20 protein-coding genes are annotated in these 25,964 nt (G+C 67.3%); 11 read left to right on the top strand and 9 right to left on the bottom strand.

Annotated elements, in window-relative coordinates:
- Nucleotides 1–29 precede the first annotated feature (29 nt).
- Both E0E18_RS06755 and E0E18_RS06760 read right to left on the bottom strand, forming a co-directional pair.
- Nucleotides 30–1,154 (bottom strand): HtaA protein, encoded by a 1,125-nt coding sequence (locus E0E18_RS06755; protein WP_237559668.1) that lies wholly within the window; start codon nucleotides 1,152–1,154, stop codon nucleotides 30–32.
- A 111-nt stretch (nucleotides 1,155–1,265) separates the two neighbouring features.
- The gene (locus tag E0E18_RS06760; RefSeq protein WP_066589828.1) at nucleotides 1,266–2,117 is read right to left on the bottom strand and encodes an aldo/keto reductase; all 852 of its coding nucleotides are present in this window, start codon (nucleotides 2,115–2,117) and stop codon (nucleotides 1,266–1,268) included.
- Between the two features lie 399 nt (nucleotides 2,118–2,516).
- On the opposite strand from E0E18_RS06760, the gene E0E18_RS06765 reads away from it, so the two are divergent.
- The 6 genes from E0E18_RS06765 to E0E18_RS06790 are packed head-to-tail and all read left to right on the top strand — an operon-like array spanning nucleotide 2,517 to nucleotide 9,747.
- Nucleotides 2,517–5,684, top strand: coding sequence for a DUF4040 family protein (locus tag E0E18_RS06765; protein ID WP_237559669.1), 3,168 nt, complete (start codon nucleotides 2,517–2,519; stop codon nucleotides 5,682–5,684).
- Nucleotides 5,681–6,106: a cation:proton antiporter subunit C gene (locus E0E18_RS06770; protein WP_110480969.1), complete on the top strand. Its 426-nt coding sequence runs from the start codon at nucleotides 5,681–5,683 to the stop codon at nucleotides 6,104–6,106. Before E0E18_RS06765 ends, E0E18_RS06770 begins: the two co-directional genes overlap by 4 nt.
- Complete coding sequence (locus E0E18_RS06775) at nucleotides 6,106–7,794, top strand: monovalent cation/H+ antiporter subunit D family protein (RefSeq protein WP_130839861.1); 1,689 nt, start codon at nucleotides 6,106–6,108, stop codon at nucleotides 7,792–7,794. Before E0E18_RS06770 ends, E0E18_RS06775 begins: the two co-directional genes overlap by 1 nt.
- Entirely contained in the window at nucleotides 7,794–9,035 is a 1,242-nt protein-coding gene (locus tag E0E18_RS06780; protein ID WP_130839863.1) for a Na+/H+ antiporter subunit E, read from the top strand. Before E0E18_RS06775 ends, E0E18_RS06780 begins: the two co-directional genes overlap by 1 nt.
- Nucleotides 9,032–9,310 (top strand): monovalent cation/H+ antiporter complex subunit F, encoded by a 279-nt coding sequence (locus E0E18_RS06785; RefSeq protein WP_066588078.1) that lies wholly within the window; start codon nucleotides 9,032–9,034, stop codon nucleotides 9,308–9,310. The genes E0E18_RS06780 and E0E18_RS06785 overlap by 4 nt, the downstream gene beginning before the upstream one ends.
- A 5-nt stretch (nucleotides 9,311–9,315) precedes the next feature.
- Complete coding sequence (locus E0E18_RS06790; protein WP_066588080.1) at nucleotides 9,316–9,747, top strand: Na+/H+ antiporter subunit G; 432 nt, start codon at nucleotides 9,316–9,318, stop codon at nucleotides 9,745–9,747.
- 87 nt (nucleotides 9,748–9,834) lie between these two features.
- On the opposite strand, the gene E0E18_RS06795 is transcribed toward E0E18_RS06790, so the two are convergent.
- A complete protein-coding gene (locus E0E18_RS06795; RefSeq protein WP_237559670.1) occupies nucleotides 9,835–11,484 on the bottom strand; it encodes a catalase in 1,650 nt (549 codons plus the stop codon).
- A 143-nt stretch (nucleotides 11,485–11,627) separates the two neighbouring features.
- Between E0E18_RS06795 and E0E18_RS06800 the strand changes: the two genes are divergently transcribed.
- Nucleotides 11,628–12,308 carry an RNA polymerase sigma factor gene (locus E0E18_RS06800; RefSeq protein WP_130839865.1) on the top strand — a complete coding sequence of 227 codons (681 nt, stop codon included), beginning with the start codon at nucleotides 11,628–11,630 and terminating at the stop codon, nucleotides 12,306–12,308.
- 103 nt (nucleotides 12,309–12,411) lie between these two features.
- Here E0E18_RS06800 and E0E18_RS06805 read toward each other — a convergent pair whose 3' ends face one another.
- Both E0E18_RS06805 and E0E18_RS06810 read right to left on the bottom strand, forming a co-directional pair.
- A complete protein-coding gene (locus E0E18_RS06805) occupies nucleotides 12,412–12,774 on the bottom strand; it encodes a VOC family protein (protein WP_066588082.1) in 363 nt (120 codons plus the stop codon).
- Between the two features lie 167 nt (nucleotides 12,775–12,941).
- A complete protein-coding gene (locus E0E18_RS06810) occupies nucleotides 12,942–14,726 on the bottom strand; it encodes an FAD-dependent oxidoreductase (protein ID WP_130839867.1) in 1,785 nt (594 codons plus the stop codon).
- Between the two features lie 87 nt (nucleotides 14,727–14,813).
- Here E0E18_RS06810 and E0E18_RS06815 point away from each other — a divergent pair, with 87 nt between their 5' ends.
- A complete protein-coding gene (locus E0E18_RS06815) occupies nucleotides 14,814–15,899 on the top strand; it encodes a ferrochelatase (RefSeq protein ID WP_066588086.1) in 1,086 nt (361 codons plus the stop codon).
- 96 nt (nucleotides 15,900–15,995) lie between these two features.
- Here E0E18_RS06815 and E0E18_RS06820 read toward each other — a convergent pair whose 3' ends face one another.
- The 3 genes from E0E18_RS06820 to E0E18_RS06830 form a co-directional block, all read right to left on the bottom strand.
- Nucleotides 15,996–17,033, bottom strand: coding sequence for an aspartate-semialdehyde dehydrogenase (locus E0E18_RS06820; RefSeq protein ID WP_130839869.1), 1,038 nt, complete (start codon nucleotides 17,031–17,033; stop codon nucleotides 15,996–15,998).
- A 12-nt stretch (nucleotides 17,034–17,045) separates the two neighbouring features.
- On the bottom strand, nucleotides 17,046–18,320 hold the full coding sequence (locus tag E0E18_RS06825; RefSeq protein WP_066588097.1) for an aspartate kinase: 1,275 nt from the start codon (nucleotides 18,318–18,320) through the stop codon (nucleotides 17,046–17,048).
- Between the two features lie 192 nt (nucleotides 18,321–18,512).
- Nucleotides 18,513–20,585, bottom strand: coding sequence for a siderophore-interacting protein (locus tag E0E18_RS06830; RefSeq protein WP_130839871.1), 2,073 nt, complete (start codon nucleotides 20,583–20,585; stop codon nucleotides 18,513–18,515).
- 127 nt (nucleotides 20,586–20,712) lie between these two features.
- Here E0E18_RS06830 and fepB (E0E18_RS06835) point away from each other — a divergent pair, with 127 nt between their 5' ends.
- From fepB (E0E18_RS06835) to E0E18_RS06845, 3 genes are all read left to right on the top strand, one after another.
- The gene (gene fepB / locus E0E18_RS06835) at nucleotides 20,713–21,810 is read left to right on the top strand and encodes a Fe2+-enterobactin ABC transporter substrate-binding protein (RefSeq protein WP_130839873.1); all 1,098 of its coding nucleotides are present in this window, start codon (nucleotides 20,713–20,715) and stop codon (nucleotides 21,808–21,810) included.
- A 255-nt stretch (nucleotides 21,811–22,065) separates the two neighbouring features.
- Nucleotides 22,066–23,184 carry a Fe2+-enterobactin ABC transporter substrate-binding protein gene (gene fepB / locus E0E18_RS06840; RefSeq protein WP_066588104.1) on the top strand — a complete coding sequence of 373 codons (1,119 nt, stop codon included), beginning with the start codon at nucleotides 22,066–22,068 and terminating at the stop codon, nucleotides 23,182–23,184.
- A gap of 112 nt (nucleotides 23,185–23,296) precedes the next feature.
- Nucleotides 23,297–24,151, top strand: coding sequence for a DMT family transporter (locus tag E0E18_RS06845; RefSeq protein ID WP_130841287.1), 855 nt, complete (start codon nucleotides 23,297–23,299; stop codon nucleotides 24,149–24,151).
- 47 nt (nucleotides 24,152–24,198) lie between these two features.
- On the opposite strand, the gene E0E18_RS06850 is transcribed toward E0E18_RS06845, so the two are convergent.
- Entirely contained in the window at nucleotides 24,199–25,479 is a 1,281-nt protein-coding gene (locus E0E18_RS06850; protein WP_237559671.1) for a glycosyltransferase family protein, read from the bottom strand.
- Nucleotides 25,480–25,964: the final 485 nt, after the last annotated feature.

Below are 25,964 nucleotides of genomic sequence, written 5' to 3' on the forward strand. Positions count from 1 at the left end.
CCCGGCGGTCAGCCTGCGGTGCCCTGCGGTCAGCCCGCGGTGCCCACCTGCCCCAGGTTCACCGGGCCGAGGAAGAGGTCTGTCGTACCGTTGTTGTCGACGAGGACGCCCAGCACGCGACGGGTCACGGCGTCGTCGGAGGAGTTGTAGGAGTCAGACACTTCTGCGGTGAGAAGCCGGGTCCCGTCCTCCCGGGTCTCGATCCACGGATCTCTGACCACCACATCCGCCAGCGAGAACCTGGCGGTCGCATGGACTGTGCCCCGGTACCGGACCACGTTTCCGTCGGCACCGTCATCCTCCACCCGGGAGTAGGAGACCCTGCCGTCGTCGTGGACCTGTGCACCGTCTCGCGGGACAAGTTTGCCGCCGGCAGTCGTCGCCACCTCCTCGACCATCCCGGCGTCCAGCACGAGGTCGGCCGTCGGTGCTGCGGGCGTGTTCGGTCCGGGCTCCGGCGAGAACGGGAGGGGGACGAACAGTTCCTCGGCGGCGTTGACCGAGCCTGCAGCCGGGTAGACGTACACCCCGAAGTTGTCCCCGGGGGTCTGCTCCGGGGGATCGACGACGATTCGCGCGGTGAAGGTGCCGTCCTCGTTCATGCGCTGGGATTCGCGGGCGATCGGCGTCCTCATGTCCAGCGGTGCGGTGGGCAGGGCCTGCAGGGAGGAGTCCGGGAGAACCCAGGCCAGCTCGTCGTGGGGGTGGGTGCGGGCCTCCCCCGGGGCACCTTCGGAGGGGCGCCACTGATCGCCGAAACCGGAGTAGAGCACGTAGACACCGTTGGGCACCCCGGGTGCCACCGGCATGATGAAACCTCCCCGGTTGGCTTCCGGCGAAAAGCCGGTGCCGTGGACGAGGAGGACGTCACCTCGGTGGGCCACCGAGGTCTCCGTTACCGGCGTGCCGTCCTCGAAGGTGACACTCACCGAGGGGTTCTCTGCCACGGGTGGGAAGAGGGAGTCCGGGACGGTGGGGAGGGTAGCCGCAGAGGCCGTGGCTCCGGCGCCGGGTGCGACGAGACCGGGGACGAGAAGGGCGGACACTGTCAGGACGGACGCTGTCAGGACGGCGCCGGCACGACGGGTACACCGGAGGGAGTTCAGAACACGGGGATGGCGGGCGGCACGTGCCCGGCGCTGAGGAAACGTCATGGAATGAGCATAGCCTCAGCTTGGATGTTTCACCTGTGGTCTGCGACCGCTCCTCCGGTGTGCCCCTTCCCGGGGGTGGAACCCGCCCGGGGCAGGGGCGGGAGACCGGGGTCAGAACTCTTCGTAGACCGCCGGGTCCTGGTCGTTCAGCCGACCGTCGGGGCGTCCCAGTGCGGTGATCGCCGCGATCTCCGCGTCAGTGAGCTCCAGCTGCAGGGATTCGAGGTTCTCCTGCTGACGTGCCCGGGAGGACGCCTTGGGGATGGCCACGGCCCCGAGGGCCCGGTGCCAGGCCAGGATGACCTGCCCGGGGGTGGCGTCATGGGCTGCTGCGGCGGCGCGCACCGGTTCCGAGTCCAGAGAGGTCCCGCGGCCCAGCGGGCTCCAGGACTCTGTGATGATGCCGTGTCCGGTGTTCCAGGCCAGGGCTCCTTCCGGGGCGCCGGCCAGCGGTTCGTTCTGGGGGAAGGAGGGGTGCAGTTCAATCTGGTTGACCTCGGGCAGAACCCCGGTCTCATCCTCGAGCCGGCTGAGGTGCTCCGGCAGGAAGTTGCAGACGCCGATGTGTCTGACGAGTCCACGGTCACGGGCTTCAATGAGCGCCTTCCACGCCTCGACGTAGAGTCCCTGTCCGGGATTGGGCCAGTGGATGAGGTAGAGGTCCACCGGACCGATGCCGGCACGCCACACACTTTCGGCGACCGTGTCGAGGGCGTCCTCCCGGCGCTGGTACCGGCCGGGAAGCTTGGTGGTGTAGATCACCTCGTCGCGGGAGACGGTACCTGCGGTGACGGCGTCACGGATCCCGGCACCGACGGTCCCCTCGTTCTCGTAGTTGTAGGCGGCGTCGATGAGCCGGTAGCCGAGTTCCAGGGCGGTGGTCACCGAAGAACGTCCTTCTTCCCCGCGGAGCTTGTACGTGCCGAATCCCAGGGAGGGCAGTGTCAGTGGTTCAGAAGTCATGGTGGCCATGGTAGGACCACTTCCCCCACCTGTGCAGGGCTCAGCGTGGGTCAGTTCACCGGCACACTCTCGATGCTTCACCGTCCACCACCTGTGACCTGCAGCGCAGGAGTGGCGCCCCGCCTGTTACAGTAGAGCACGCATCTGTTCACTCTCAGGTTCATGCCGTTCACTTCGCCGCCAGGGCGGACGCCTGTGCGATATCCGGGCCGGTCTCCGGCCCGACATCCTCCGGGCTTCCCTCCGGACCTCCCGCCGGAGTCCCACTGACGTCCACCGACGTCCACCGGCACGTAACGGCAGTATCCACCGTCCCCGGGAGATGTCACGCAGGTAACTGAAGTTTCCGTACATTAGACCCAGCAGACCCCAGTCAAACAGTGAGGTGGCCCGCAGACCGTGACGAGCATTGTCCTCATCCCCGTCATTCTCGCCGTGGCCCTCGTCCTCGCCCCCGTTCTGGTCCGTGTACTCGACCGGAACGCGGGCTGGCCGTTGGCCGCCCTGTTCACGGCACTCGCAGTCTGGATCCTCGCGGATCCCGCGCTCGCCGGTGCCGTGAACGACCATGGACAGGTGACCTGGTCGACGACCTGGTTACCCGACGTCCTGCCCGGCGGAGGAGACATCTCCTTCTCCCTCCGGCTCGACGGCCTGTCCCTGTTCTTCGTGCTTCTCGCGCTCCTCATCGGCGCGGCCGTCTTCGCCTACTCCACCCGCTACCTGCACCGCGGGGACGGGGCGATGAGTTTCTACGTGCTCATGACCGGCTTCATGGCCTCCGTCGTGCTGCTCTTCCTCGCCGACGACGTCGCACTCCTGTTCATCGGGTGGGAACTTGTGTCCCTGGCGTCCTTCTTCCTCATCGCCCGGGCAGGACACACCGGCGAACCCGGCGCGATGCGGACCCTCCTGCTGACCTTCACCGGAGGCCTGAGCCTCCTTGTCGCCCTGGGAATCTCCGTCGCGGCCACCGGGACCACCAGCCTTTCCGGGATCATCGCCTCCGACGTCTGGGGGCGGGACGCCGTGCTCACCGGCGTCGTGGCCACCCTGACCGCGCTGGCCGGATTCTCCAAGGCAGCGCAGTTCCCCTTCCACGCCTGGCTCCCGGAGGCGATGGCCGCGATCACACCCGTCTCCGCCTTCCTCCATGCCGCAGCCGTGGTCAAGGCCGGCGTGTACCTGCTGCTCCGCTTCTCCGGGGCCTTCCACGACGTCACCGTCTGGAACCTCCTGCTCATCATCTCCGGTATGTTCACCGCGGTCATTGCCGCCGTATTCGCCGTCCAGAAGCCCGACCTGAAGAAGCTCACCGCCTACTCCACGGTCTCCCAGCTGGGCTGGATCGTCGCGACGATCGGTGTCGGCACACCCGCCGCCCTCGCCGCCGCGGTACTGCACACCGCCGCACACGCCCTGTTCAAGTCCTCGCTGTTCATGGTCATCGGCGTTCTCGACCACCAGGCCGGCTCCCGAGACCTGCGCGACCTGGGGGTCCTCTGGCGCAGGATGCCCTTCACCTTCGCCGGCGCAGTCATAGCCGCCGCCTGCATGGCGGGGATCCCCCCGACCCTCGGCTTCGTGTCCAAGGAAGGCATGCTCGCGGCCTTCGAGGAGGCGCCGCTGGGCACCGCGGGACAGACCGTGCTGCTTGCCACCGCCGCGGTGGGGGCCCTCGCCACACTCCTGTACTCCGCGAAGTACGTCTTCGGTGCCTTCATCGACGGGCGCCCCGTCGACTCCGACGGCACCGAACGTGTGCCCTCCCCGTCAACGAAGCCGGACGCCGAGGTCCGTGAGGCCTCACCGGTGTTCTGGATCCCGGCAGTGCTCCCGGCGGTCGCCTCCCTGCCCGCGGTGGTCATGCTGTCAGCCTGGGACGGTCCCCTGGACACCGTCGTCGCCGCTACCGGGGCGGGGGCACCCCACTCACACCTGTCACTGTGGCACGGCTGGACCGTGCCGCTGTGGATCACCTGCGGAGTCATTGTCGTCGGCGTCCTCCTGCTGTTCCGGCGGCGGCAGATCTTCGCCGCGGCAGAGTCCCGGCACCTGCTGCCGTTCACCGGGGCCGGTTTCATCTCACTGACCGTGCAACTGGCGAACAGGTGGGGACGCCTGGCCAATCTGCCGGGGAGTTCACTGAACCCGAACCGGCATCTCATCTGGATCTTCGCGATGGTGCTGGTGCTCGCCGGCGCCGCCTTCCTCGACGAGGAGGGCCTGCGGCAGCTGGGTTCCCTGCCCCCCCGGGTGGACGGCATAGACCAGATCGGTGACCTCGTCGGCCTCGCAATGGTGCTGCCGGTGGTCATCGCGATCATCTCCACCCGGTCCAGGTTCGGCTCGGTGATCCTCGTCGGTGTCGCCGGTGCCGCGGTCTCCTGGATCATGCTGACCCTCGGCGCCCCGGACGTGGCGTTGACCAACCTGATGGTCGAGTTCGTGGTCACCGTGTTCTTCATGCTCGTCGTCCGGCACCAGCCCCGCCTCTACCTGCGCGAGGGGGAGAACCGGGCGAAGTTCTCGGTGGTGGCGGCCACGGTCGTCGGCATCGTGGTCTTCGTCGGCTCCTGGCTGCTCGTCGGACGCCACGGCCGGCCGGAACTGGCGATGTGGTACCTGGAGAACGGCCCGGAGGAGACCGGGGCGAACAACATCGTCGCCTCGATCATCGTCGAGTTCCGTGGCTTCGACACCCTGGGCGAACTGTGCGTGCTCGGCATGGCGGGCCTGGTGGTCGCCGCGGTCGTAGGGTCGGTGCCCCGGTCCCCCGTGCCCGGCTACGGCCCGGGTTCGACCTCCGAACTGTTCCGCCGGAAGACCACCGGTAAGGCGACCGCCCGGTTCGCTGACGTTCACAACGTTCCGGAGCTCGCCCCCTTCTACTCCCGTTACCTGCGCAGCACCTACCTCAACTCGATGCTCGGACGGGTGGTGATGTGGCCCATGGCGGCCGTTCTCGTGCTCTACTCGGCTGCAGTGTTCTGGCGTGGCCACCAGTCGCCGGGTGGCGGATTCCTCGCCGCACTCGTCCTCGCCCTCGGCATCGTCTTCTGGTACCTCGTGCAACCTTCCTCCCGGACCGTCGGGGCACCGGAGATCGGCTACCGCATCATCGGGGCCGGTATGCTCCTCGCCCTGGGGACCGGACTGGTCGGCTACCTCGCGCCCGAGGGTGCCGGTTTCCTCACACCGTTGCACGGTGAATTCGCCGGTCAACATCTCACGACCTCTCTGGTCTTCGACGCCGGCGTGTACCTTGCGGTGATCGGGACCGTGATGACCGTGGTGAACATGCTCGGCGGCCGGGGCCGACCCGGCGCGGACCCGGACCGTTCGCATAAGGCGGACCCGGTCGAGACCGGTGACACACCGGCTCCCCTTCCCGCCACCGCAGCATCCCCGGTCGCGGTGAACTTCGGCGGCTCCGCCGTGCCGCTCAATCCCGGGGAGGTCCGGCGCGCCGAAGAGGCCGGGCACGACAGGGGGACCGGAGAGACCGGAGCGACCCGAGACACCGGAGAGACCGCGGACGCCGCGGGGAAGGAGAAGGACCAGTGATCATCTCCGCTGTCATCGCGATCCTCATCGCCGGCGGTGTCTACCTCGTCATGCAGCGGGGCATGGTGCGCATCATCATCGGAACGACCCTGATGAGCCACGGCGTCAACCTCCTGCTGCTGGCGACCGGAGTGGGCGCCTGGCGGGACGACCCCGTCGCCGACCGCACCCCGGTCGCGGACGCCGCGGACCCGCTCCCCCAGGCCTTCGTCCTCACCGCCATCGTCATCTCCATGGCCGCCACCGCGGTCATGCTCGCCATGGCCGCCCTCGGACGCGACGACGACACCACCTCCGCCGAGGACATGGAGCGCGCCCAGCGCGAGTTCCGCTCCCTCGAGACCAGGGGCAGGGCCGCCCACCACATCAACGAGCAGTCCGCCCAGGCCCGTCGGCGCCGGCTGCGCGAGGAGGAGTACTGATGGACTTTCCCCCGACCCTCCTCCCCTTCTTCGTCGTCGTCCCGCTGGTCGCGTCGGCGGTCGCCGCCCTGCTGCCGTGGTCCGCGGCCAGGCGCGGCCTCGCCCTGCTGGTTCCGGCCGCCGGAATTGCCGGCGGTGGCGTCCTGCTGGCGGCGGTGTCCGGGCCCGGTGGACAGGCCGGCACCGGCGTCATCGCCACCGGTATCGGCCAGTTCGTCGGCGGAGTGTCCATACCCCTCGTGGCGGACACGCTGTCGGCGCTGATGATCATGACGACCTCGGTCGTCGCCCTGGCGGCGAACTGGTTCGCCGAGGTGGTGGGTGAGAACCGGGTCAGATTCTTCCCCTCCATGACCCTCATGCTTCTCGGAGGTGTGTGGGGGGCACTGCTGACCGCCGACCTGTTCAACCTCTTCGTGTTCATCGAGATCATGCTCATGCCGTCCTTCGGGCTGCTGACGATGACCGGTACCTGGGCGCGGCTGTCAGCAGGCCGGACGTTCATCCTCGTCAACCTGGTGACCTCCATGTGTCTGCTCGCCGGGGTGGGCCTGGTGTACGGGGTCGTGGGGACGACCAACCTCGCCGCCCTGGCCGGGGCGGCCGGACCCCGGGCCTCTGAAGCCGGCTTCGACGACGGAGTCTTCGGGACCCAGTGGCAGCTGTGGCTCGCCCTGGGAATGGTGCTCATCGCCCTGTGCGTGAAATCAGGGTCGACCCCGGTGCACACCTGGCTGCCCCGTGCCTACGGGTTCACCTCCCCGACGGTGATGGCACTGTTCTCCGGTCTCCACACGAAGGTCGGCGTGTATGCCGTGCTGCGTGTGTACATGACGGTCTTCGACGGTGACCAGCGGTGGGCCCAGGTGATCCTCGGCTTCGCGGTGGCGGGCATGCTCATCGGCAGTTTCGCCGGGCTCGGCGAGACCACACTGCGTGGCGTCATCGCGTACCAGATGGTCAACGGGATCCCTTTCATCCTCATCGCACTGGCCTTCCTGTCCGGCAATGCCGGGCTGATGCTGTCCGCGGCCGTGTTCTACATGCTGCACCACATGGTCAGCGCGGCCGCGATGATTCTCGCCGCGGGTGCTGTCGAGGAGACCTACGGAACCGGCCGGCTGCGCCGCCTGTCCGGGCTGATGCGTCGGGACCCCCTGGTCTCCACCGTCTTCGCCGCCGCGGCACTGTCCCTCGCAGGACTGCCCCCGTTCTCCGGACTGTGGGGGAAACTGCTGATCGTGCTGGGTATCAGCGCCGACTCCGGGTGGAAGGTGTGGGTGGGCCTGGCGGCGGTCGTCGTCGCCTCGGTCGGTGCCCTGCTGAGCCTCCTGTACGCCTGGCGCAAGACGTTCTGGGGCAGGCCGATGGACCCCCAGGACATGGATCCGTCCCTCGCCGTCAGCGGCAGGATGACCCTCCCCTCGGCCGCGCTCATGGCCGTCAGCGTGGTGATGTTCGTCGCCGTCGGGCCGGTCACCGGGTGGACCAGGGACGCTGCGGCCGGTCTGATCGACACCACCGGCTATGTCAGGGCGGTCCTGGGCGACCCGGAGGAGGCGGTGGGAGTTGTCCTCCCACCGGAGGAGCTTCTCGCCCCCTACGATCCCTCCGCCCCCACGACCTCCGACGACACCCCGCCGGCAGAAACCCCTCAAGTCGACACTCCTCAAGGAGGTGACCGGTGATGGCGCTCCGCTCCCCCGGTTCCCTGTTCAGGTCCGCCGTGCACGTGGTGACGTACTGCGGCTGGCTCGTCGGCCAGATTGTCAGGGAATCGCTGATCATGGCCAAGGACACCTTCACCACCGGCCGCAACATCGCCCCGGTGATCATCTACTATCCGCTGCGCGTCACCAAGGAGACCGATGTCGCGGCGTTCATCGCATCCATCACCATGACACCGGGCACCCTCGCCCTGGGGATCACCGGGCCGAAGGAGGTCGACGATGACGCCGCGTCCGGGAAGTTCAACCCGCGGGACATCGGTGCCACCGGGCCGAAGGAGTTCCGCACCCACGGTCTGCCCCGGGTCCAACGTTTCCTCGCCGTCCACGCGATGTACGGCGCGGACCCCCAGGAGCTCATCCATTCCCTGGCGGTGATGGAGGCGAAGCTTGCTCCCGAGGTCAAGCGCAGAACTCCGGAGTTCGATGTCGAGCACCTGGTCGAACGCGGTGTCCCCGGCCCACGCGGCTACCGGGGCACCCACGGTGGACGTGCCAGCGAAGACAGTGTGTTTGCGGTGGAGAAGGTCGACTCGACCCCTCATGCCACCGCATTCGTCGCGGCGATCATGCGTGCCGAGGATGAGCTTGATGTCGCCGACCTTCCGGACCTGTCCAAGGCGGAGCGGGAGAAGATCGCCCGGGAGCACGCGGAGAAGATGGCGGCGAAGCGGAAGCTGGAGCAGAAGCGGCGGCGGGAGGCCCGTGCCGCACTCGCTGCGCTGGGAGAGGAGGACGCCAGCATCTACGAACGCGCCGCAGAAGGTCTCGGTCTGACGTCGGGCCTGACCCGGTCCCGCGACGGGGCCCCCACCTCCGACGCCGCACCCGGTTCCGGCGCCACCGGGAGCAGTACCGGGGATGGCCGGGAGGGAGGTCCGGACCGGTCGGAGACCGGAGACGGCGCCTACTCCGGAACGGGGAAAGGCTCCGGCAGGACGGCCCGGAAGCGCCGATCCGGTGTTCCCGCGAACTCGTCCCTCATCAACGCTCTCGAGGTACGGGCCCGGTTGCCGCTGCCGCGTCTCAACATCGGTCGCCGGCCCGCGGCACCTGCACCGCCTCCGGAGAAGGACTCCGGAGGAGACCGTCCCGGCACCGCCAACGGCGACGGCGACGGCACCGCCAACGGCGACGCCGGGACCGGCACTGACACCGGGATCAGGAACGGGAAAGACAGGAAGAAGGAGGAGGACCAGTGACCCCGACCCATCTGCTGTGGATCTTCGCGGGAATCTCCGCGGTGATCGTCGGCATCTCCATGCTCGTCGTGCTCTGGAGAGCGGTGACGACAGGGAACGACGCCCGGCGGGCGGTTCTCGCCGACATCATCTTCGTCACCGTTATCGCGGGTTTCCTCGTGTACACCCTGTTCGAGAGATCATCGATCGTCTATGACGTGGTTCTCATCGCCGGTCTCGGCGGTGCCATCAGCACCATCTCCTATGCACGGGTCCTCACCCGGGGACGACGGTGAGTGAGATGGGTGCATTCACCGGTTCCGTCACCGGTTCCCTGTCAGTCCTCGCCGCCGAAGCACCGGTCATGCGCGAATACCATGAACTGACCTGGTGGGGGGCTGTGGTCGTCGGTCTGCTGGCGGTCGCAGGATCCCTGTTCATCCTTGTCTCCGCTGTGGCGATGTACCTGGCCCCGGACGCCCTCAGTCAGGTCAACATGCTGGGCCCTGCCATGGGTATGGGACTGCCGCTGCTGATCATCGCGCACCTGGTCAACTCGTGGCTCACCGAGGGGTTCGCACTGGGACAGCTGCTCGAGGCCGTCGGGGCGATCGGAGCTCTGCTCATCGTCCAGGCGGTCGGTTCGTGGGTGATGGGCCGTGCCCTGCACGCCACACACTGGGACCACACTGTCCCGTTGTCCGGAGGGGAACGGGAACCGGGGAAAGGGTGACAGGCCCCCGCCTGTCACCCTGTCATCGGACACCTGCGGCCCGCTCTTCACGGACCTCGGTCTCCGACCCCCCTGTGCCCGGCATCGTCAGCTGTTGCTGAGCTCCGTGTAGATCTCCCGGACACGGTCCCGCAGGTTCTCGTCCACTTTCCCCCAGTAGACCCAGCACTGACCCTCGACCTGCTCCGAGACGCCCTGCATGGCGCGGGCGATGTTGCCGGCGAGCCGTTCGCGGGCGGCGTCGTCCAGCACCTCACGGACCAGCTGGCCGGCCTGAACGAAATCGTCGTCCTCCGGGTGCCGGACGTAGGCTCCCCGGGTCAGGTCACCGCCGTAGTTCTCGTCGAACAGTCCCAGGTCGTCAGCCGGCCCGGTGGCGGATTCCGCGCCCCGTCCGAAACCGTACTTCGAGGTGCCCGGTTCCACGCCTGCCTCCACGACACCGGATCCGTCGGAGACGTCGGCCACGCCTTCCTCACGTTCGTAGCGGTTCGGCGAGTAGAGCGGCGTGCCTGCCGGCGGGAACTCGTAGGCCGCGGCGCCGTCCTTGGCGGTGTAGAAGTTCCTGTCCTCGACCACCGGCCGGTTCACCGGCAGCTGGAAGTAGTTCACCCCCAGGCGGTAACGCTGGGTGTCCGCGTAGGCGAAGGTACGGGCCATGAGCATCTTGTCCGGGGAGAACCCGATGCCGGGAACGATGTTGGAGGGAGCGAACGCGGCCTGCTCGATCTGGGCGAAGAAGTTCTCCGGGTTCCGGTTCAGGGTGAAATGGCCCACCGGAATCAGCGGGTAGTCCTTCTGGGACCAGGTCTTGGTGAGGTCGAAGGGGTTCCAGCGGTAGCCCGGGGCTTCGTCGAGGGGCATGATCTGCACCTTGAAGTCCCAGGTCGGGTAGTCGCCCCGTTCGATGGCCTCGTACAGGTCGGCGCGGGTGTGGTCGAAGTCGCCGGAACCGACGATTCTTCCTGCTTCTTCGTCGGTGAAGTACTCCCATCCCTGGCGGGTCTTGAAGTGGTACTTCACCCAGAAGCGTTCACCGGAAGCGTTGATCCACTGGTAGGTGTGGGAGCTGAAGCCGTCCATGTGGCGGGCGTCCCGCGGGATACCGCGGTCGCCCATCAGGTAGGTGACCTGGTGCGCGGACTCCGGACTGCGGGTCCAGAAGTCCCACTGCATGTCCGGGCTGCGCAGCCCGTTGGTGAGCCGCTTCTGGGAGCGGATGAAGTCGGGGAACTTCATTCCGTCCCGGAGGAAGAACACGGGGGTGTTGTTGCCCACGAGGTCGTAGTTTCCCTGCCTGGTGTAGAACTTCAGCGAGAATCCGCGGACGTCACGGACGGTGTCGGGGAAGCCCTGCTCACCGGCGACGGTGGAGAAGCGGGCGAGCATCGGGGTGACGCGCCCGGGCTGGAACAGGTCCGCCTTCGTGTACCTGGAGACGTCTTCCGTGACGGTGAGCTCGCCGAATGCGCCGGTGCCCTTGGCGTGGACATTGCGCTCCGGGATGCGCTCACGGTTGAAGTGGGCGTGCTTCTCGAGCAGGTGGGTGTCCGTCAGTGCGAGGGGCCCCTGCTCCCCCACGGTCACCGAGTGCTCCTCGGTCCGGACCGGTGCTCCGTTGACGTTGGTGGAGTGGCCCGAGTAAGGGCATACACCCCGGGTTGCGATTTCTTCGGGTCCGGTGGAACCGGATGCTCCGGCCCGGTCTTCAGGGGTGGTGCGGTCGTTGACAGTCATGGTGTCCTCCAGTCAGGTGGATCAGTGGAACTCCGTCAACACCGGTTATACACGATTTGATCGTTTCTGTCGATCAGTCGCAACTTATTACCTATGGTTTACCTATCATACGGGGGGTGTGTGACCACCCGGGTGCTACAGTTATGCGCGTGCGTGAACACTTCTCCCGGCAACGCCGGTCGGCCACCTCCGGACACGGTTCCGACGATGCCGCCGTCACCGATCTCGCACTGAGGGCCGGGGCCGGGGACAGGCAGGCACTCTCCGCGTTCATCGAGGCCACACACGGTGACGTCTGGCGGCTCCTCGCCCATCTCGCGGACACCGACCGCGCCGACGACCTCACCCAGGAGACCTATCTCCGCGTCCTCGGCGCACTCCCCCGCTTTGCCGCACGGTCCTCCGCACGGACCTGGATCCTGTCCCTGGCCCGCAGAGTGTGGGTCGACAGTGTGCGACATGACATGGCCCGGCCGCGGAAGTCCGTCGAAGAATGGGAGGACGCCGCGGGTCAGACCCCCTCGTCCGACACCGCCGGCGACCAGGCGTGGGCCGAGCTCGTGGATGCCCGGGCAATGCTCGACAACCTGTCCACGGAACGGCGCGAAGCGCTCGTACTCACCCAGATTCTCGGCTACTCCTACGCCGAGGCCGCCGACATCTGTGACGTGAGAGTCGGCACGATCCGCTCCCGTGTCGCCCGGGCCCGCGCCGACCTCCTCGAGGCACAGAAGAACGCGCGTCGGACCGGCCCGGGGACCGCGGGCAGCCAGGTGTCTTCCCGCGGCAGCGGAGACACTGGCGGCCACCTCCACCTCGCCTGACCGGGTCCCCCGGTCCGCCCGGCGAAGCTCAGCAGGGCCGGGCACGACCGGGCCGGGGAGAGTCCCGGTCACCCGGGGCAACTCCGGTGGCGTCGAGGGTGGTCTAGCGGTGCAGTGACCGGTAGAACACGATGCCGTTGCCCGCGTTGTCGTAGACGACAGCGCGGCGCTCATGGGCGTCATCGTGGGCCTCCTGGACAACTGCTCCGCCGTTGGCGTCGACGAGAGCGGCGTCCCGGTCCGGATCGTCGCTCTTGATGCCCACGACGACCTTTCCGGGGATGGGGTGGTCGATGGAGGTACTCAGGGCCAGGGTCACCTGCCCCGCATCAAGTGCGGCGAAGTGACTGCCGTCCCTGAACTTGAGCGGGAAACCGAGCACCTCGGTGTAGAACTTCAGCGACTCGTCGATGTCTTCGGTGGACAGGAAAATGAACTTCAGTTCGCGGCTAGGCTCGTCGGCCATGGTCGTCTCCTCGGGAATGTCGGGATGTACGGTGACTGTCTTCTGGTTCAGGCACGTGCCGGTTCACTGTGGTGACACGTGCACCGTCCACGCTACCGCGCGCGGGGACGCGGCGTCAGACCCCGGCAGCCCCTGAATCAAACCCTCCGACCGGCACCCGTGCGTTGTCAGCGGCTGCGCTGCCCGTCCGACCACGTACGGTAACCGCCGGTGAGGTTGTACACCCGGGTGAAACCCTCTCCCCGGAGCAGTGACTCGGCCACATGACCACGCTGACCGACCTGACAGAACACCACTGTCGGACGAGGTCCCTGCGTCCCCTCACTCAGCTCCCGTAGCTCGTCGAGGCGTCCCCGGAGCTCGTCCAGCGGAATGTTGACCGCTGAAGGTACCGAACCGGACGCGAACTCTCCGGGGGTGCGCACGTCGACAAGTACGGCGTCGGTGAGATCCTCCGGGGCGGTACCTGTGACGATCTTGTCGACATCCTCCCATGTCACCAGCTCGGTGCGGCCGGTGCGCAGGTTGTCCGCGACATATCCGAGCATGTTGACCGGATCCTTGGCGGAACCGAACTGGGGGGCGTACGCCAGTTCAAGGTCCGCCAGGTCGGGGGCTGACCGACCTGACTGCATGGCCGTGGCGATGACGTCGATGCGCTTGTCCGCCCCCGCACCTCCGACGATCTGTGCTCCGAGGATCCTGTCGGTGAGGTCTTCTCCCCTGAACGCACCGGACCCGACCGTCATCTTCACTGAGAGGGTCTGTGACCCCGGGTAGTAGCCGGCATGGTCGGAGGGATGGGTGGCGATGACCCGGTGGGGTACGCCGGCGGCGACCAGCTTCTTCTGCGACCATCCGGTGGACGCCACCTGCAGTCCGAACACCCCCATGACCGAGGTGCCGAAAGTGTCCGGCATCTCCCTGCTCCGGGAACGGCCGGCCCCCGGTGCCCCTGCCGACCCGGCGACATCCTCCGCGCCGGCAGTCTGGTCGGCAGTCTGGTCGGCGATGATGTCGGCGACGTACCGGCCGTCACGGTTCGCGGTCTGCGCCAGCGGAACGACCACCGGATCGCCGGTGAGAAAGTCGGGGGCGGCCACCGCGTCCCCCACGGCATAGACGTCGGGGGCGGAGGTACACCAGTGACGGTCCACGACGAGTGCCCCGCGGGGGGGGGTCCCCAGCCCCGCCTCGACGGCGAAGGCGGTGGCCGGCCGGACGCCTGCGGCCATGATCACGGCAGCGGCGGGGAGACTGGTGCCGTCCTCCAGGGTGACGTCGTCGGCGCCGACTGCGGTGACCCCGGCCGAGGTGAGGACGCGGACGCCGTGGTCACGCAGGTGCTGTTCCACGATCGAAGCCATCTCGGGGTCGAGGGGCCCCATGATCTGGTTGCCGTGTTCGACCACGGTGACCTCCAGGCCGCGGTGCACCAGGTTTTCGGCGACCTCGATCCCGATGAATCCTCCGCCGGCCACCACGACAGGTGCCCCGTGCGGAAGTGAGCTGACCTCGGCGTGGATCCGGTCGGTGTCCTCGACGGTACGCAGGACCAGTGCCCGCCCGATGCCGGGGATCTCGGGCACGAACGGGGCCGCACCGGGGGCCAGGAGGAGGGAGTCGTAGCGGACGGTCCGGCGCCGGCCTGTGGTCAGGTCAACGACCTCGACCTCGTGGGCGTCGGCGTGCAGCGCCGTGACCTCGGTGTTGACGAGGACGTCGAGGTTGAAGCGCCGGTGGAGGGATTCCGGGGTCTGGAGCAGGAGCTGTTCCCGCCCCCGGATCACGCCTCCGATGTAGTAGGGCAGTCCGCAGTTGGCGAAGGAGACGTGCCCGGACTTCTCGATGACGGTGATTCTGGCGTGTTCGTCGCGGCGCCGGAGTCTTGTCGCGGCGGACATTCCTCCGGCGACGCCTCCGACGATGACGGTGTGGTGTGGTTCTCTCATGCCCACACCATACCCCCCGGGGTATATGAAGTCATGGCGCTTCCACGATTACCTGCTCCCGGCACCCCCGCGGGTAGGCTGTCCTTCATGGCTTCAGAGTCTCCACAGGTGCCGCACCGGGCACTGCTTCTCCTGTCTTTCGGCGGCCCCGGTTCCACCGAGGACGTCATACCTTTCCTCGAGAACGTCACCCGCGGGCGGGGCGTCCCCCGCGAACGGCTCGCCGAGGTCGGGGAGCACTACTTCGCGATGGACGGCAGGAGCCCCATCACCGAGCAGAACCTTCGCATCATCGACGATCTGAAGTCGCTGATCGCGGAACGGCTGGCCCCTGCGGGCATTGACCTGCCCGTCTACTTCGGAAACCGCAACTGGCACCCCTTCGTCGAGGACACGGTCGCGCAGATGTCCCGGGACGGCATCACTGAGGCTCTGGTCCTGGCCACCTCCGCGTGGGGCGGCTACTCGGGGCATGTCCAGTATCTCGAGGACATCGCCCGCGCCGAAGAATCCTGTCGGGAAGCGGGTCTCACCCCGCCGGCGATGACGAAGATCCGTCCCTTCCACGACCATCCGCTGTTCCTCGACGCATTCGCCCGTCTCATCGACGAAACCCGTGCGAAAGTCCCGGACGCGGGGGAAGAGGGCATACGCCTGCTGTTCACCGCGCACTCCGTGCCGGTGAGCGCCGACGAGGCATCCTCCGCCGACAACATGCACCGCTACTCCGGACAGGTGCTCACCGCCGCACGAGAGATCCGCGAACGTTCCTCCTTCGCCGTCGACGGCGCTGACGGAACCGATGTGGAACTGGTGTGGCAGTCGCGTTCGGGACCTCCCCACATCCCGTGGCTGGAGCCGGACATCTGCGATCATCTGCAGGCGACCATCGCAGGAGAGGGGGCCGCCAGCTTCTCCGGGGAGTTCGTCCCCGGCGGCGACCGGCGCCCGGTGCTGCTGTGTCCGGTCGGTTTCATCACCGACCACATGGAGGTGATCTGGGACCTCGACACCGAAGCCAGAGCGACGGCCGAGGAACTCGGCGTCCCCCTGGTCAGGGTCCCCACCCCCGGTTTCGAGCCCGAGTTCACCCGCATGGTCCTCGACCTCGTTCACGAGCACTGGCCCGACATCCCGGGTGAGGAGGAGACCTCCGACATCGCCGCACGGTGACTGTCGGGGGTTCCTGACCGGTCGATGACGACCCGTGGAGGGCACCGGCACGTCGGCAGGGACACGGTGCCCGGGACCGGAGCAGCAGCTCCGCAGTCAGGCCCGGAGCAGCAGCTCCGCGATCTGGATCGTGTTGAGCGCGGCACCCTTACGCAGGTTGTCCCCGGCGACGACGAGGACGAGTCCCCTGTCACCGTCGACCGACTGGTCCTGACGGATCCTGCCCACCAGTGAATCGTCGGTACCCGCGGCCGCGAGCGGGGTCGGCACGTCCACCACGGTGACACCCGGGGCGTCCTCCAGCAGTGACTTCGCCTCCCCGGGGGTGACGGGGGACGAGAATTCCGCGTGGACCGTCATCGTGTGCCCGGTGAACACCGGGACACGGACGCAGGTCCCTGCGACCCGGAGATCCGGGATATGGAGGATCTTGCGGGACTCGTTGCGCAGCTTCTGTTCTTCATCGGTCTCCAGGGAACCGTCGTCGACCAGGTTCCCCGCGAAGGGCAGGGCGTTGAAGGCGATCGGCGCCACATAGGGTCCGAAATCCTCCGCGACGAGAGCTGATCCGTCGGTGGTCAGTTCCTCCAGAATGCCGGTGTTCGCACGGACCTGGTCCGCCAGTGCCCTGACCCCGGCGAGACCGGAACCGGAGACCGCCTGGTAGCTGGAGACGTGCAGCCTGGTCAGTCCTGCCTGCCGGTGAAGGGCACCGAGGACAGGCATAGCGGCCATGGTGGTGCAGTTGGGGTTGGCGATGATCCCCTTCGGGACCCGGTGGACGTCGTCCGGGTTGACCTCGGAGACGATCAGCGGGACATCAGGGTCCTTACGCCAGGCCGAGGAATTGTCCACCACGGTCGCCCCCGCCTCCGCGAAGCGCGGCGCATGCTCGCGGGAGGTCCCTCCACCTGCGGAGAACAGTGCGATGTCGATTCCTCGGAGATCCTCGGTCGAAGTGGCTGCAATGTCCTCCACGACGACGGACTCACCCCTGAAAGCGATGGTGGTACCGGCAGACCGGGAGGACGCGAAGAAGCGGACCTTGTCGGCCGGGAAACTCCGCTCCTCGAGGATTGAACGCATGACTCGGCCGACCTGTCCGGTCGCGCCGACGACGGCGAGAGTGGTCACGGGGATTCCTTTCTACCTGCCGGTACCGGCATGGACGACGGCCTCGGTGTCTCCTCCGAGCTGGAAGCGCTCGTGGATGGCAGCCACAGCCTTGTCGAGTTCGGTGTCACGGATGAGCACGGAAATACGGATCTCGGAGGTGGAGATCAGCTCGATGTTTATTCCTGCGTCGCGCAGGGCCTCGCAGAAGTCGGCGGTGACGCCCGGATGCGACTTCATCCCGGCACCGACGAGGGACACCTTGCCGACCTGGTCGTCGAAGAGGATCTGGCCGAACTTCTGGTCCTCCTCGGTACCCTGCAGACCCTTGAGCAGCTCCACCGCGCGGGGGGCGTCCGCCCGGGGGCAGGTGAAGGTGATGTCCGTCAGGTTGTCCGAGACACTCGAGACATTCTGGAGCACCATGTCGATGTTGATCTCGGCGTCCGCCAGGGCGCGGAAGACGCGTGCCGCCTCGCCGGGCCTGTCGGGGATGCCGAGAACGGTGACCTTGGCTTCGGAACGGTCATGGGCGACACCGGTAAGGACTGCTTCTTCCACTGGAATATCCTCCACAGACCCCGACACGACAGTGCCGGGCTCGTTGCTGAATGATGAACGGACGTGAATCGGAACGTTGAAGGCACGGGCGTACTCGACACACCGCAGCATGAGAATCTTGGCACCCACGGCTGCCATCTCCAGCATCTCCTCGAAGGAGATGTGGTCCAATTTCTGGGCGTTGTGCACGATCCGGGGGTCGGCGGTGTAGACGCCGTCGACGTCCGAGTAGATCTCGCAGACATCGGCGCCGAGAGCAGCCGCCAGAGCGACCGCGGTCGTGTCTGACCCGCCGCGACCCAGCGTGGTCACGTCCCTGGTCTCACGATTGACCCCCTGGAACCCCGCGACGAGACAGATCCGGCCCTCGTCCAACGCCTCCCGGACCCTGCCCGGGGTGACGTCAACGATGCGGGCGTTACCGTGACGCTCCGTGGTGATCACACCGGCCTGCGACCCGGTGAAGGACTGCGCCTCGGCACCGAAAGAGTTGATCGCCATCGCCACGAGGGCGTTGGAGATGCGTTCACCGGCGGTGAGGAGCATGTCCATCTCGCGCCCCGGGGGAACCGGGTTGACCTGGGCGGCAAGATCGAGGAGCTCATCGGTGGTGTCCCCCATGGCGGAACAGACGACGACAACGTCATTGCCCGCCTTCTTGGTCTCCACGATGCGCTGGGCGACCCTACGGATACGCTCGGCATTCTCCAGGGACGAGCCACCGTACTTCTGGACGATCAGGGCCACTGTTGTCTACTCCACTTCCCGTTGTCGCGGATGCCGCCGCGTACGGTCACGCCACCGACGGCGCGAAAACTGTCAGACCGCCTCAGCGTACCTGAACAGTGTAAGGCCCGGGTAACAGAGGTCTGTGACCCGCCGACCGAGCTGACCGCACTGTCCCGGGGACAGGGCTCGGGGAGTCAGAGCTTCAGAGCTTCAGAGCTTCAGAGTCACCACGGCATGGCTTCCCCACCCGACGGGAAGATCGGCGACCCCGGTCAGCCCGGCGGAGGCGACAGCTGCGGACACGTCCCGGGCAGTGGGGACGGCTCGTGCGTCGAGAAGCTGACGGGTGAGGTCCTCGGCGTAGTCGTGGTCCTCGTCCCCGGTTTCCGCCAGCAGGCGGGTGACCACGACGACACGCGGCGACACCGCCGCCGCGGACTCCAGCAGGGCGGGAACCTCGCCCGGAGAGACCAGGGCATAGGGGTCGACGACGACGACCGCCCCGACCCTGCCCTCCGGGCCGACAGGCAGAGCGGGGATCACGGGAGGCTGCGGGACAGCCGTCAGGTCCCAGGCGGCGACTGTCAGCCGGTCCCGACGCGACGGTCCGACCTCCGCAGTGAGCCGGTCGGCGCCGACCCCGGTGTCAAGGACGACAACCTGCAGGTCCGGATGGTGACGCAGCAGCTCGTCGGCGTACACCGCTGCGCCGGTCCCCTCCCCCGCCCCTGCGACGGCGACGGAGGCGAGCCCCTGTCCGGAGGTGAGCCTGTCGGCGAGCCGGCCGAAACCCTGCGCCAGAGCCGGTGCGACCCACTGGGACCGGGTGGCCTCGGCGTCCGCCAGACCGGCGACGACAGCGGGATCGGCTTCCCGGAGCTGCGTCCAGGTCTTCCCCGTGTCCCCGACGGCCACCGGTCCTGCGGTGCGCAACCCCTCGACAAGATGCAGCCAGACCAGGGGGCGCAGGGATTCAGGGCCGGTGAGACGGGAGACCGGTCCCTCCGGGTCGGCGAGTTCGCGGCCCAGGGAGGTGAGCCGGACACCGGTCGTCGAGGCTGCGTCAACGGGTACGTCACCGTCGGTGCGATCAACCTTGACCGCCCCTCCTGCATGCTCTCCTGCACGGCCGGCAGCATCTCCCCCGGGACCGCCCTCGGGCACATCCAGCTCCACCAGTCCCAGTGAACCCAGGTACCGGAGGAACCGAAGCAACAGTGCCGCGTCCACGCCGAGGACAGGGGCGAGGACGGCCGGAGTCACCACGGGTGACCCGGCTCCGGCCTCCGTCCTCTCAGAGGAACCGCCGGGGGCGGTGCGACCGGACTCTCCCGCGGCGTCCACAGCCTCGAACACGCCGAGCTGCGCGGCCGCGCGCAGCGCCAGACCCGGGGTGATGTCCGCCATCTCGTAGAGCTGCATCAACGGGGCCACACTTGACGTTCCGGCGCCGTCAGCTCCGGTGGAGTCGTTGCGACGCCAGTAGCCGGTGATCTGCACGTGTTCCCTCGGAACCCCCGACCTGCGGGCGAAGGCGCGGATCTTCTTCAGCCGGCCTGCCTCTCCGGCAGCCCAGATGAACGGGGTACCTGAGGGAAGTCTGTTTCCCGCCCGGCCAAGCCGCAGGATCTCGTCGGTGAAGTCCCCTCCCTCGTCCCGGACCACCCAGTGCATGTCGAGGGCGGCCCCGGTGCTGATCTCCTGGATGTCGGCGCGCGAAGGCACTTCGACGACCGCCGTGACCGGATGGCCGGCCGGGCACTCCTCGAGACAACGGCCTATCGCCGGGAGCGCGGTCTCGTCACCGATGAGCAGCAGCCAGTCAGTGTGGGAGGGGTGGGAACCGCAGTTCTTCGGCCCTGCGACATACACGAGGTCACCGGGCTGCGCTTCTGCGGACCAGCTCTCGGCGAGCCCGGCACCGTGTCTCGCGAAATCGATGACCAGCTCCCCGTACCGGCCGGCGTCCGGGGTCCACTTCCGGACCGTGTACGTCCGGAAAAGGTCGTTGACCTGTTCAGTCCACTCCAGACGACCGTCCCCGAGGGAGCGGGGCCGGGGACGTCCACCGGTGTCGGGGTCAGGCAGGATCAGCCGGACGTCATCGTCGAAACCGTCACTGACCAGAGCGGGGACTTCTTCGCCGTCTCTGATGTGGGTGAGCAGCCCGGGGCCGCCGAAAGTGATCCGGCGCATGGAAGGGGTGACGTCCTCGACCCGCAGCACCTCCAGTTCACGCAGGGAGATGGGGTAGATGTCGGTGTCACGGCTGATGCGGGGCACGGGGCGTCCTTTCGGTTGTTCACTACGGGGCAAGGCTAGCATTGGCTTGGCTCGCGGAAGGTGATCCGGTATCTGCCGGCCCACCCCGCGCTTCTGATCTGACGTGCTACCCCGGAGGAAGCAAAGTATGTTCAAGAAAGATCTGCGTCCCAGGCTGCGCCCCAGGCTGCGCGGCATTCTCGCCACCGCCACGGCGGTGGCCCTGACCACCGGACTTGCGGCCTGTTCGGACAACACCGGAGACGGTACCGGCGAATCATCATCAGGGGACGGTTCCTGGCCCCGCACCGTCTCCTCGCTGGCAGTGAAGAACCACCATCTGGACTGCACGAACCAGCTGGACATCTCCACCTGTGCCACTGAGGATGTGGTGATCCCTGCCCAGCCGCAGCGCATCGTCTCCACCGCCGTGGGACTGACAGGAACTCTCCTGGCGGTGGACGCTCCGGTCACCGCGACAGGCGGGGCCACCCGCGGGTCCACCGCAGACAATGACGAGGGGGTCTTCAACCAGTGGGCCGACGAAGCACGGGAGAAGGGGGGGGGGAGCCTGTGGCAGCTCAGCCCTGACCTAGAGAAGATCGTCAACGCTGACCCGGATCTCATCCTCGTCGCCGCCAACGGTCAGGACTCCGCCGTAACCGGCATCGAGAAGATCCAGGCCATCGGCGTCCCTGTGGTCGTCATCGACTACGTCAACATGGACTGGAAGGAGCTCACCACAGAGATCGGTGAGATCACCGGAAGGGAGGCAGACGCCGCCGCCCGGATAAGCGAGTTCGACCAACGGGTCGACGAAGTGAAGAACAACATCAATGATCCGGAGCAGCCGGTCAGCCTGGTCCTTCCCAGCGCCGACAAGAGCGGTAACGCGAACTACATGACAGCCGAGTCGCCGCAGGGACGGGTTGCCGCCCAACTCGGATGGGACCTCACCGTTCCCGACGACGTGGCCCGCTCCGACGGCCCCTTCGCCGGTCGAACCGATGTCAGGCAGGTCACCGCTGAAAACCAGGACAAGGCCTTCGTCGGGCACACGGTGCTCGCCATTGACTCCGGTATCGGAGAAGACCCCGCAGAGTATCTCAAGAGCCTTCCGATACTCAACGGCACCTACGCCGTGCAGAACGACCGCGTGTACACGATGCCGCCGGAACTGTTCCGCATGGACTACTACAGCGCGATGATGATGCTCAACCGCGTCGATGAACTGTTCGTGAAGTAGCTCCCCCACCGTCGGACACCTCCCGCCGGGGGCGTCCGGGATCCGGTCGCTCCGGTGCCGGGAGACCCGAACTCCCGCAACGGTGCGGCACAGAGATTTTTCTGATGAATATTTTACTTAGAGGATGCTATCAAAATTCTGAACATTCCACCTGGTGGTACCGGTAAGGCCAGTCTTTCTTTACTCTGGACCGCGCGTGCCTTTCGGGGAAGCGCACCAGTACAGTCCGATCCACGAGAAAGAGAGTCCGCGACAATGAACTTCCGTACCCTCCCGCTCCGACGGAACAGGCCCGCACGGGCCGTCGTCGCAGCCGCAGCTGCATCCGTCCTCACGCTGGGACTCGCCGCCTGTTCCGGCGACGATTCCGGAGAGTCCGGAACCTCGGCGTCCCAGACCGGGACGACCGGTGCCGCCGGTGGCACGGAAACCGGGGACGCCTCAGACGACCAGGGAACCTGGCCCCGGTCCGTCGACTCCGTCGTCGTCAGCAACGGCAAAGCCACGAAAGAGACCGAGAAGGTCGAGATCCCGGCGAAGCCGGAGAAGATCGTCTCCACCGCCGTCACACTGACCGGTTCCCTCCTGGCCGTCGACGCCCCCGTCGTGGCCTCGGGCGGGGCGAATGTCGGCCCCACCTCGGACGACAAGGGATTCTTCACGCAGTGGGCAGGGGAAGCCGACGACAGAGGCGTCAAAGCCCTCTGGCAGCTCGAGCCTGACCTGCAGAAGGTCGCGGCAGAGGACCCCGATCTCATTCTCGTGTCGGCCAGCGGCGCAGACACCGCCACCGCACAGTACGAGGAGCTGAAGAAGATCGGCGTCCCCGTGGTCGTCCTCGACTACTCCGACAAGACCTGGGGCGACATCACCACCAGCATCGGCGAGATCACCGGCCACGAAGCCGAGGCAGCCGACGCGATCCAGAGCTACGACGACCGGGTCAGGGAGGTCACCGAGAAGATCGAGAAGCCGGAACAGCCGGTCAACGTGGTCATCCCCGCCCAGGAAGGTGCGGTCAACTTCTTCACCGCCGAATCCGCGCAGGGTGAGATCGTCAAGGACCTCGGCTGGGACCTCGACGTCCCCGGTGACGGGGTCGCCCGCACCGACGGCAGCTACGCCGGACGCACCGACGTCCGTCAGGTCACCGCGGAGAACGCCGACAAGGGGCTCGTCGGCAAAACTGTCCTGGGAATCAACGTCGACGGCAAGGAACCGGTCATCGACAAGCTGAAGGCAGTCCCGAACCTGGCCGGCACCTACGCCGTCAGCAACGACAGGGTCTTCGAACTCGCCCCGTCCGCCTTCCGCATCGACTACTTCAGTGCGATGGACATCCTCGACCAGATCGAGGACTACTTCGCCAAGTAGAAATGCGGCGGCAGGGGGAAGAGAAGGAGAGTTGACGGGGCAGTGACATGCATCCGATCTGCCACGTAACTCTCCGTCGGGGGCCCCGGTCAGATAACCTGGCTCCCTGATGATGCACAGCAACGCGCTCGCTGTCGTCTTCGCCCTGCTCTCCGCCCTCACCATCGCCTGGGGCACCGTCCTGAGGCACCAGACTGCGGAGCAGACCTCCGGCGACCCGGACGACGCACACCGCTCCCCACTGCTCGCCGCCGTCATGCGGCCGAAGTGGTGGGGAGGACTTCTGTGCGCGGCGACGGGGTACGCACTGCAGATCGTCGCCCTCGGCTTCGGGACGCTCCTGGTCGTCCAGCCGATCCTCGTGCTGTCACTGATGTTCACCCTGCCCCTTTCCGCGAAGTTTGACGGCCGCCGGGTCTCACGCCCGGAGATGTTCTGGGCCGGCCTGCTCACCGTCGCTGTCGGCGTCCTCGTGGTCATGGGCCGACCCCTTCCCGGGCGCTCGGTCCCGGACCTGGACGCCTGGATCATCGCCCTCGGCGTGGGTGTCGTGGGCCTCGCCGCGGTGTGCTGGGCCGCGGGGCGCCGACCCGACAACCAGAAGGCACTGCTGCTGGGGCTGGTCACCGGAGCGGTGATGGGGTACGTCGCCGTGCTCTCCAAGGCGGTGGTGGACATCTTCACCACCGACGGCGTCCACGGCCTGGTGACCAGCTGGGAGATCTACGGACTCATCATTGGCGCGACGGTCGGGACGGGAATCCAGCAGCTCAGTTTCAATGCCGGGGCGTTGAAGAACTCCCTGCCGGCGATGACCATCGCCGAGCCCGTGGTCGCGTTCATCCTCGGCTACACCCTGCTCGGCGAGAAGTTCCAGGTCCACGGAACCGGCTGGCTGGTGATGGCTGCCGCGCTGGCGGCGATGATCGTCGGCACGGTGGTGCTGTCACGTCGCGGCGTCGACTGAGGCAGGCGGTACCTCAACCTGGATGTCCTCATCGTGCATGTCTCCGGCTATATCGCGTAGGCGAAGTCCACGAGCATCGCCGCGGAAACCAGCGTGCCGGCCACACACCAGGTGACGCCGACGACCACCGGAACCCCTGCCAACCACGGGCGTCGCACAGCTCCGGACCGCACCGCGCGGACACCGCGGACCACCGCAGGCAGAAGAAGGAAGAGCACCGGGATGAGCAGCAGACGCGGCCGGGAGTGCATTATTCCGTCCGACCCGAGCGTCATCCCTGCGACTGCCACGGCCGGAAGCCACAGCTGCCAGGGGATCGTCCCGGTCAGCAGCGGCCACAGGGAGACCGCACACAGCACGGCCACGAGGATCATCGACCACCCTGATATGGCGTATCCCGGCATGGTCCCGTCGTCGACGCCGTGGGAGAAGATGTTCAACGGTCTGGTGGTCACCCATTCCCAGGTGGCCACGCCGAAGTCGAAGCCGGAGTGCCAGCCTCGTTCCTGGGCGGCGAAATAGCCGCCGATCTCCGCGGTCTGTCGGTTGGCCCAGATGATGTAGCCGGCGGTCCCGAGAGCCCCGATCACCGGCGCGGCACAGGCACGCTCGACCCGGCCGGCGGTGTCCGCTCCCCGCCCGGCGCGCCACCAGTGCCACAGCTCCACGACGGCGGCGACAAAGAGGGTGAGCACGAGCACCACGGCGGTGATGCGGGTCAGGCCCGCCAGGAACACCAGGACACCCGCCGTGAGGTGGCGCCCCCGCAGCAGCATGTACACCGTCCAGACCGACAGTGCGGTGAAGAGGGACTCTGAGTACGGCATGACATAGACCACGGCCATCGGCGCCCCCAGCGCCAGGACCCCTGCCGACGCTGTCAGCAGTCCTTCGGTGACCGGGCCCGCCGGTGTCACGGTGGCGTCGTCCTGTCGTCCCCGCATCCCCCGTACCCGGGGCCACAGGACGTCCACGGCGAGGCGTCCGAGCCCCCAGACCATGAGGAAGGACGCCACGACCGACACTCCGACCGCCGCTCCGGAAGTGATCTCGGCGCCGGTCAGGAACCTGACCGGCGCGGCGACCGTCCGGACGAGGAAGGGGTAGCCGGGAAAGAACGCCACCGACTGCCACTGGATCGGCTCCCCTCCCGGCTGGCCGGCAGTGCCCATGGAGAATCCTGAGTAGCCGTGGCGTGATATCAGGGTCATCCACTGGGAGTCCCACTGCATCAGCACCTCCGTCAGGGACATTCCCCGGCGGGAGCCGGCGATCTGCATGGAGAGGAACTGCACCGTCTGCAGCAGGGCCGTGGTGGCGAGCGCCACGACCGGGACCACGGGGATACGGCGGGGGCTGCCCGTCTCCTTTACACATCCCCGAGGCCACCAGACGGACTCCCACCCCGTATGGCGGCTTTTTCCTGAAAAAAAAAAAATAAACATCTCCGACCCCACGAGACTAAGCCGAGTATCGTATGCCGTCTTCTGCTTGACAAGAAAAAAACAGCAGCGACATACGACTCTGGTANTCGTGGCGGGGCTGGTGGCGGGGCGGGCTCCCGGGGCGTGGCTGTTCATCGCCCCTGAGGTTAGCGAAGCCTCGCAGGAATCCCCCCGGATATGGTGTGTCATATGGGCCGTGTCACACTCTTCGGCGCCGATGGGTTAGAGTGGTCGCCGTGAACACGTTCCGCGGTCAGCTTCTTCTTCTCTGCCGCGGCGGGGTCAGGGTGTAATACCGACCGGCTCCCCGTCGCGGGGTTGAGTTGCGCCGGTCGGTGTCGAGAGTTTTCCACCGAGACGCACCGCCA

Origin of the sequence: Corynebacterium neomassiliense, from assembly GCF_900626215.1 — a bacterium.
GTDB classification, from domain to species: domain Bacteria; phylum Actinomycetota; class Actinomycetes; order Mycobacteriales; family Mycobacteriaceae; genus Corynebacterium; species Corynebacterium neomassiliense.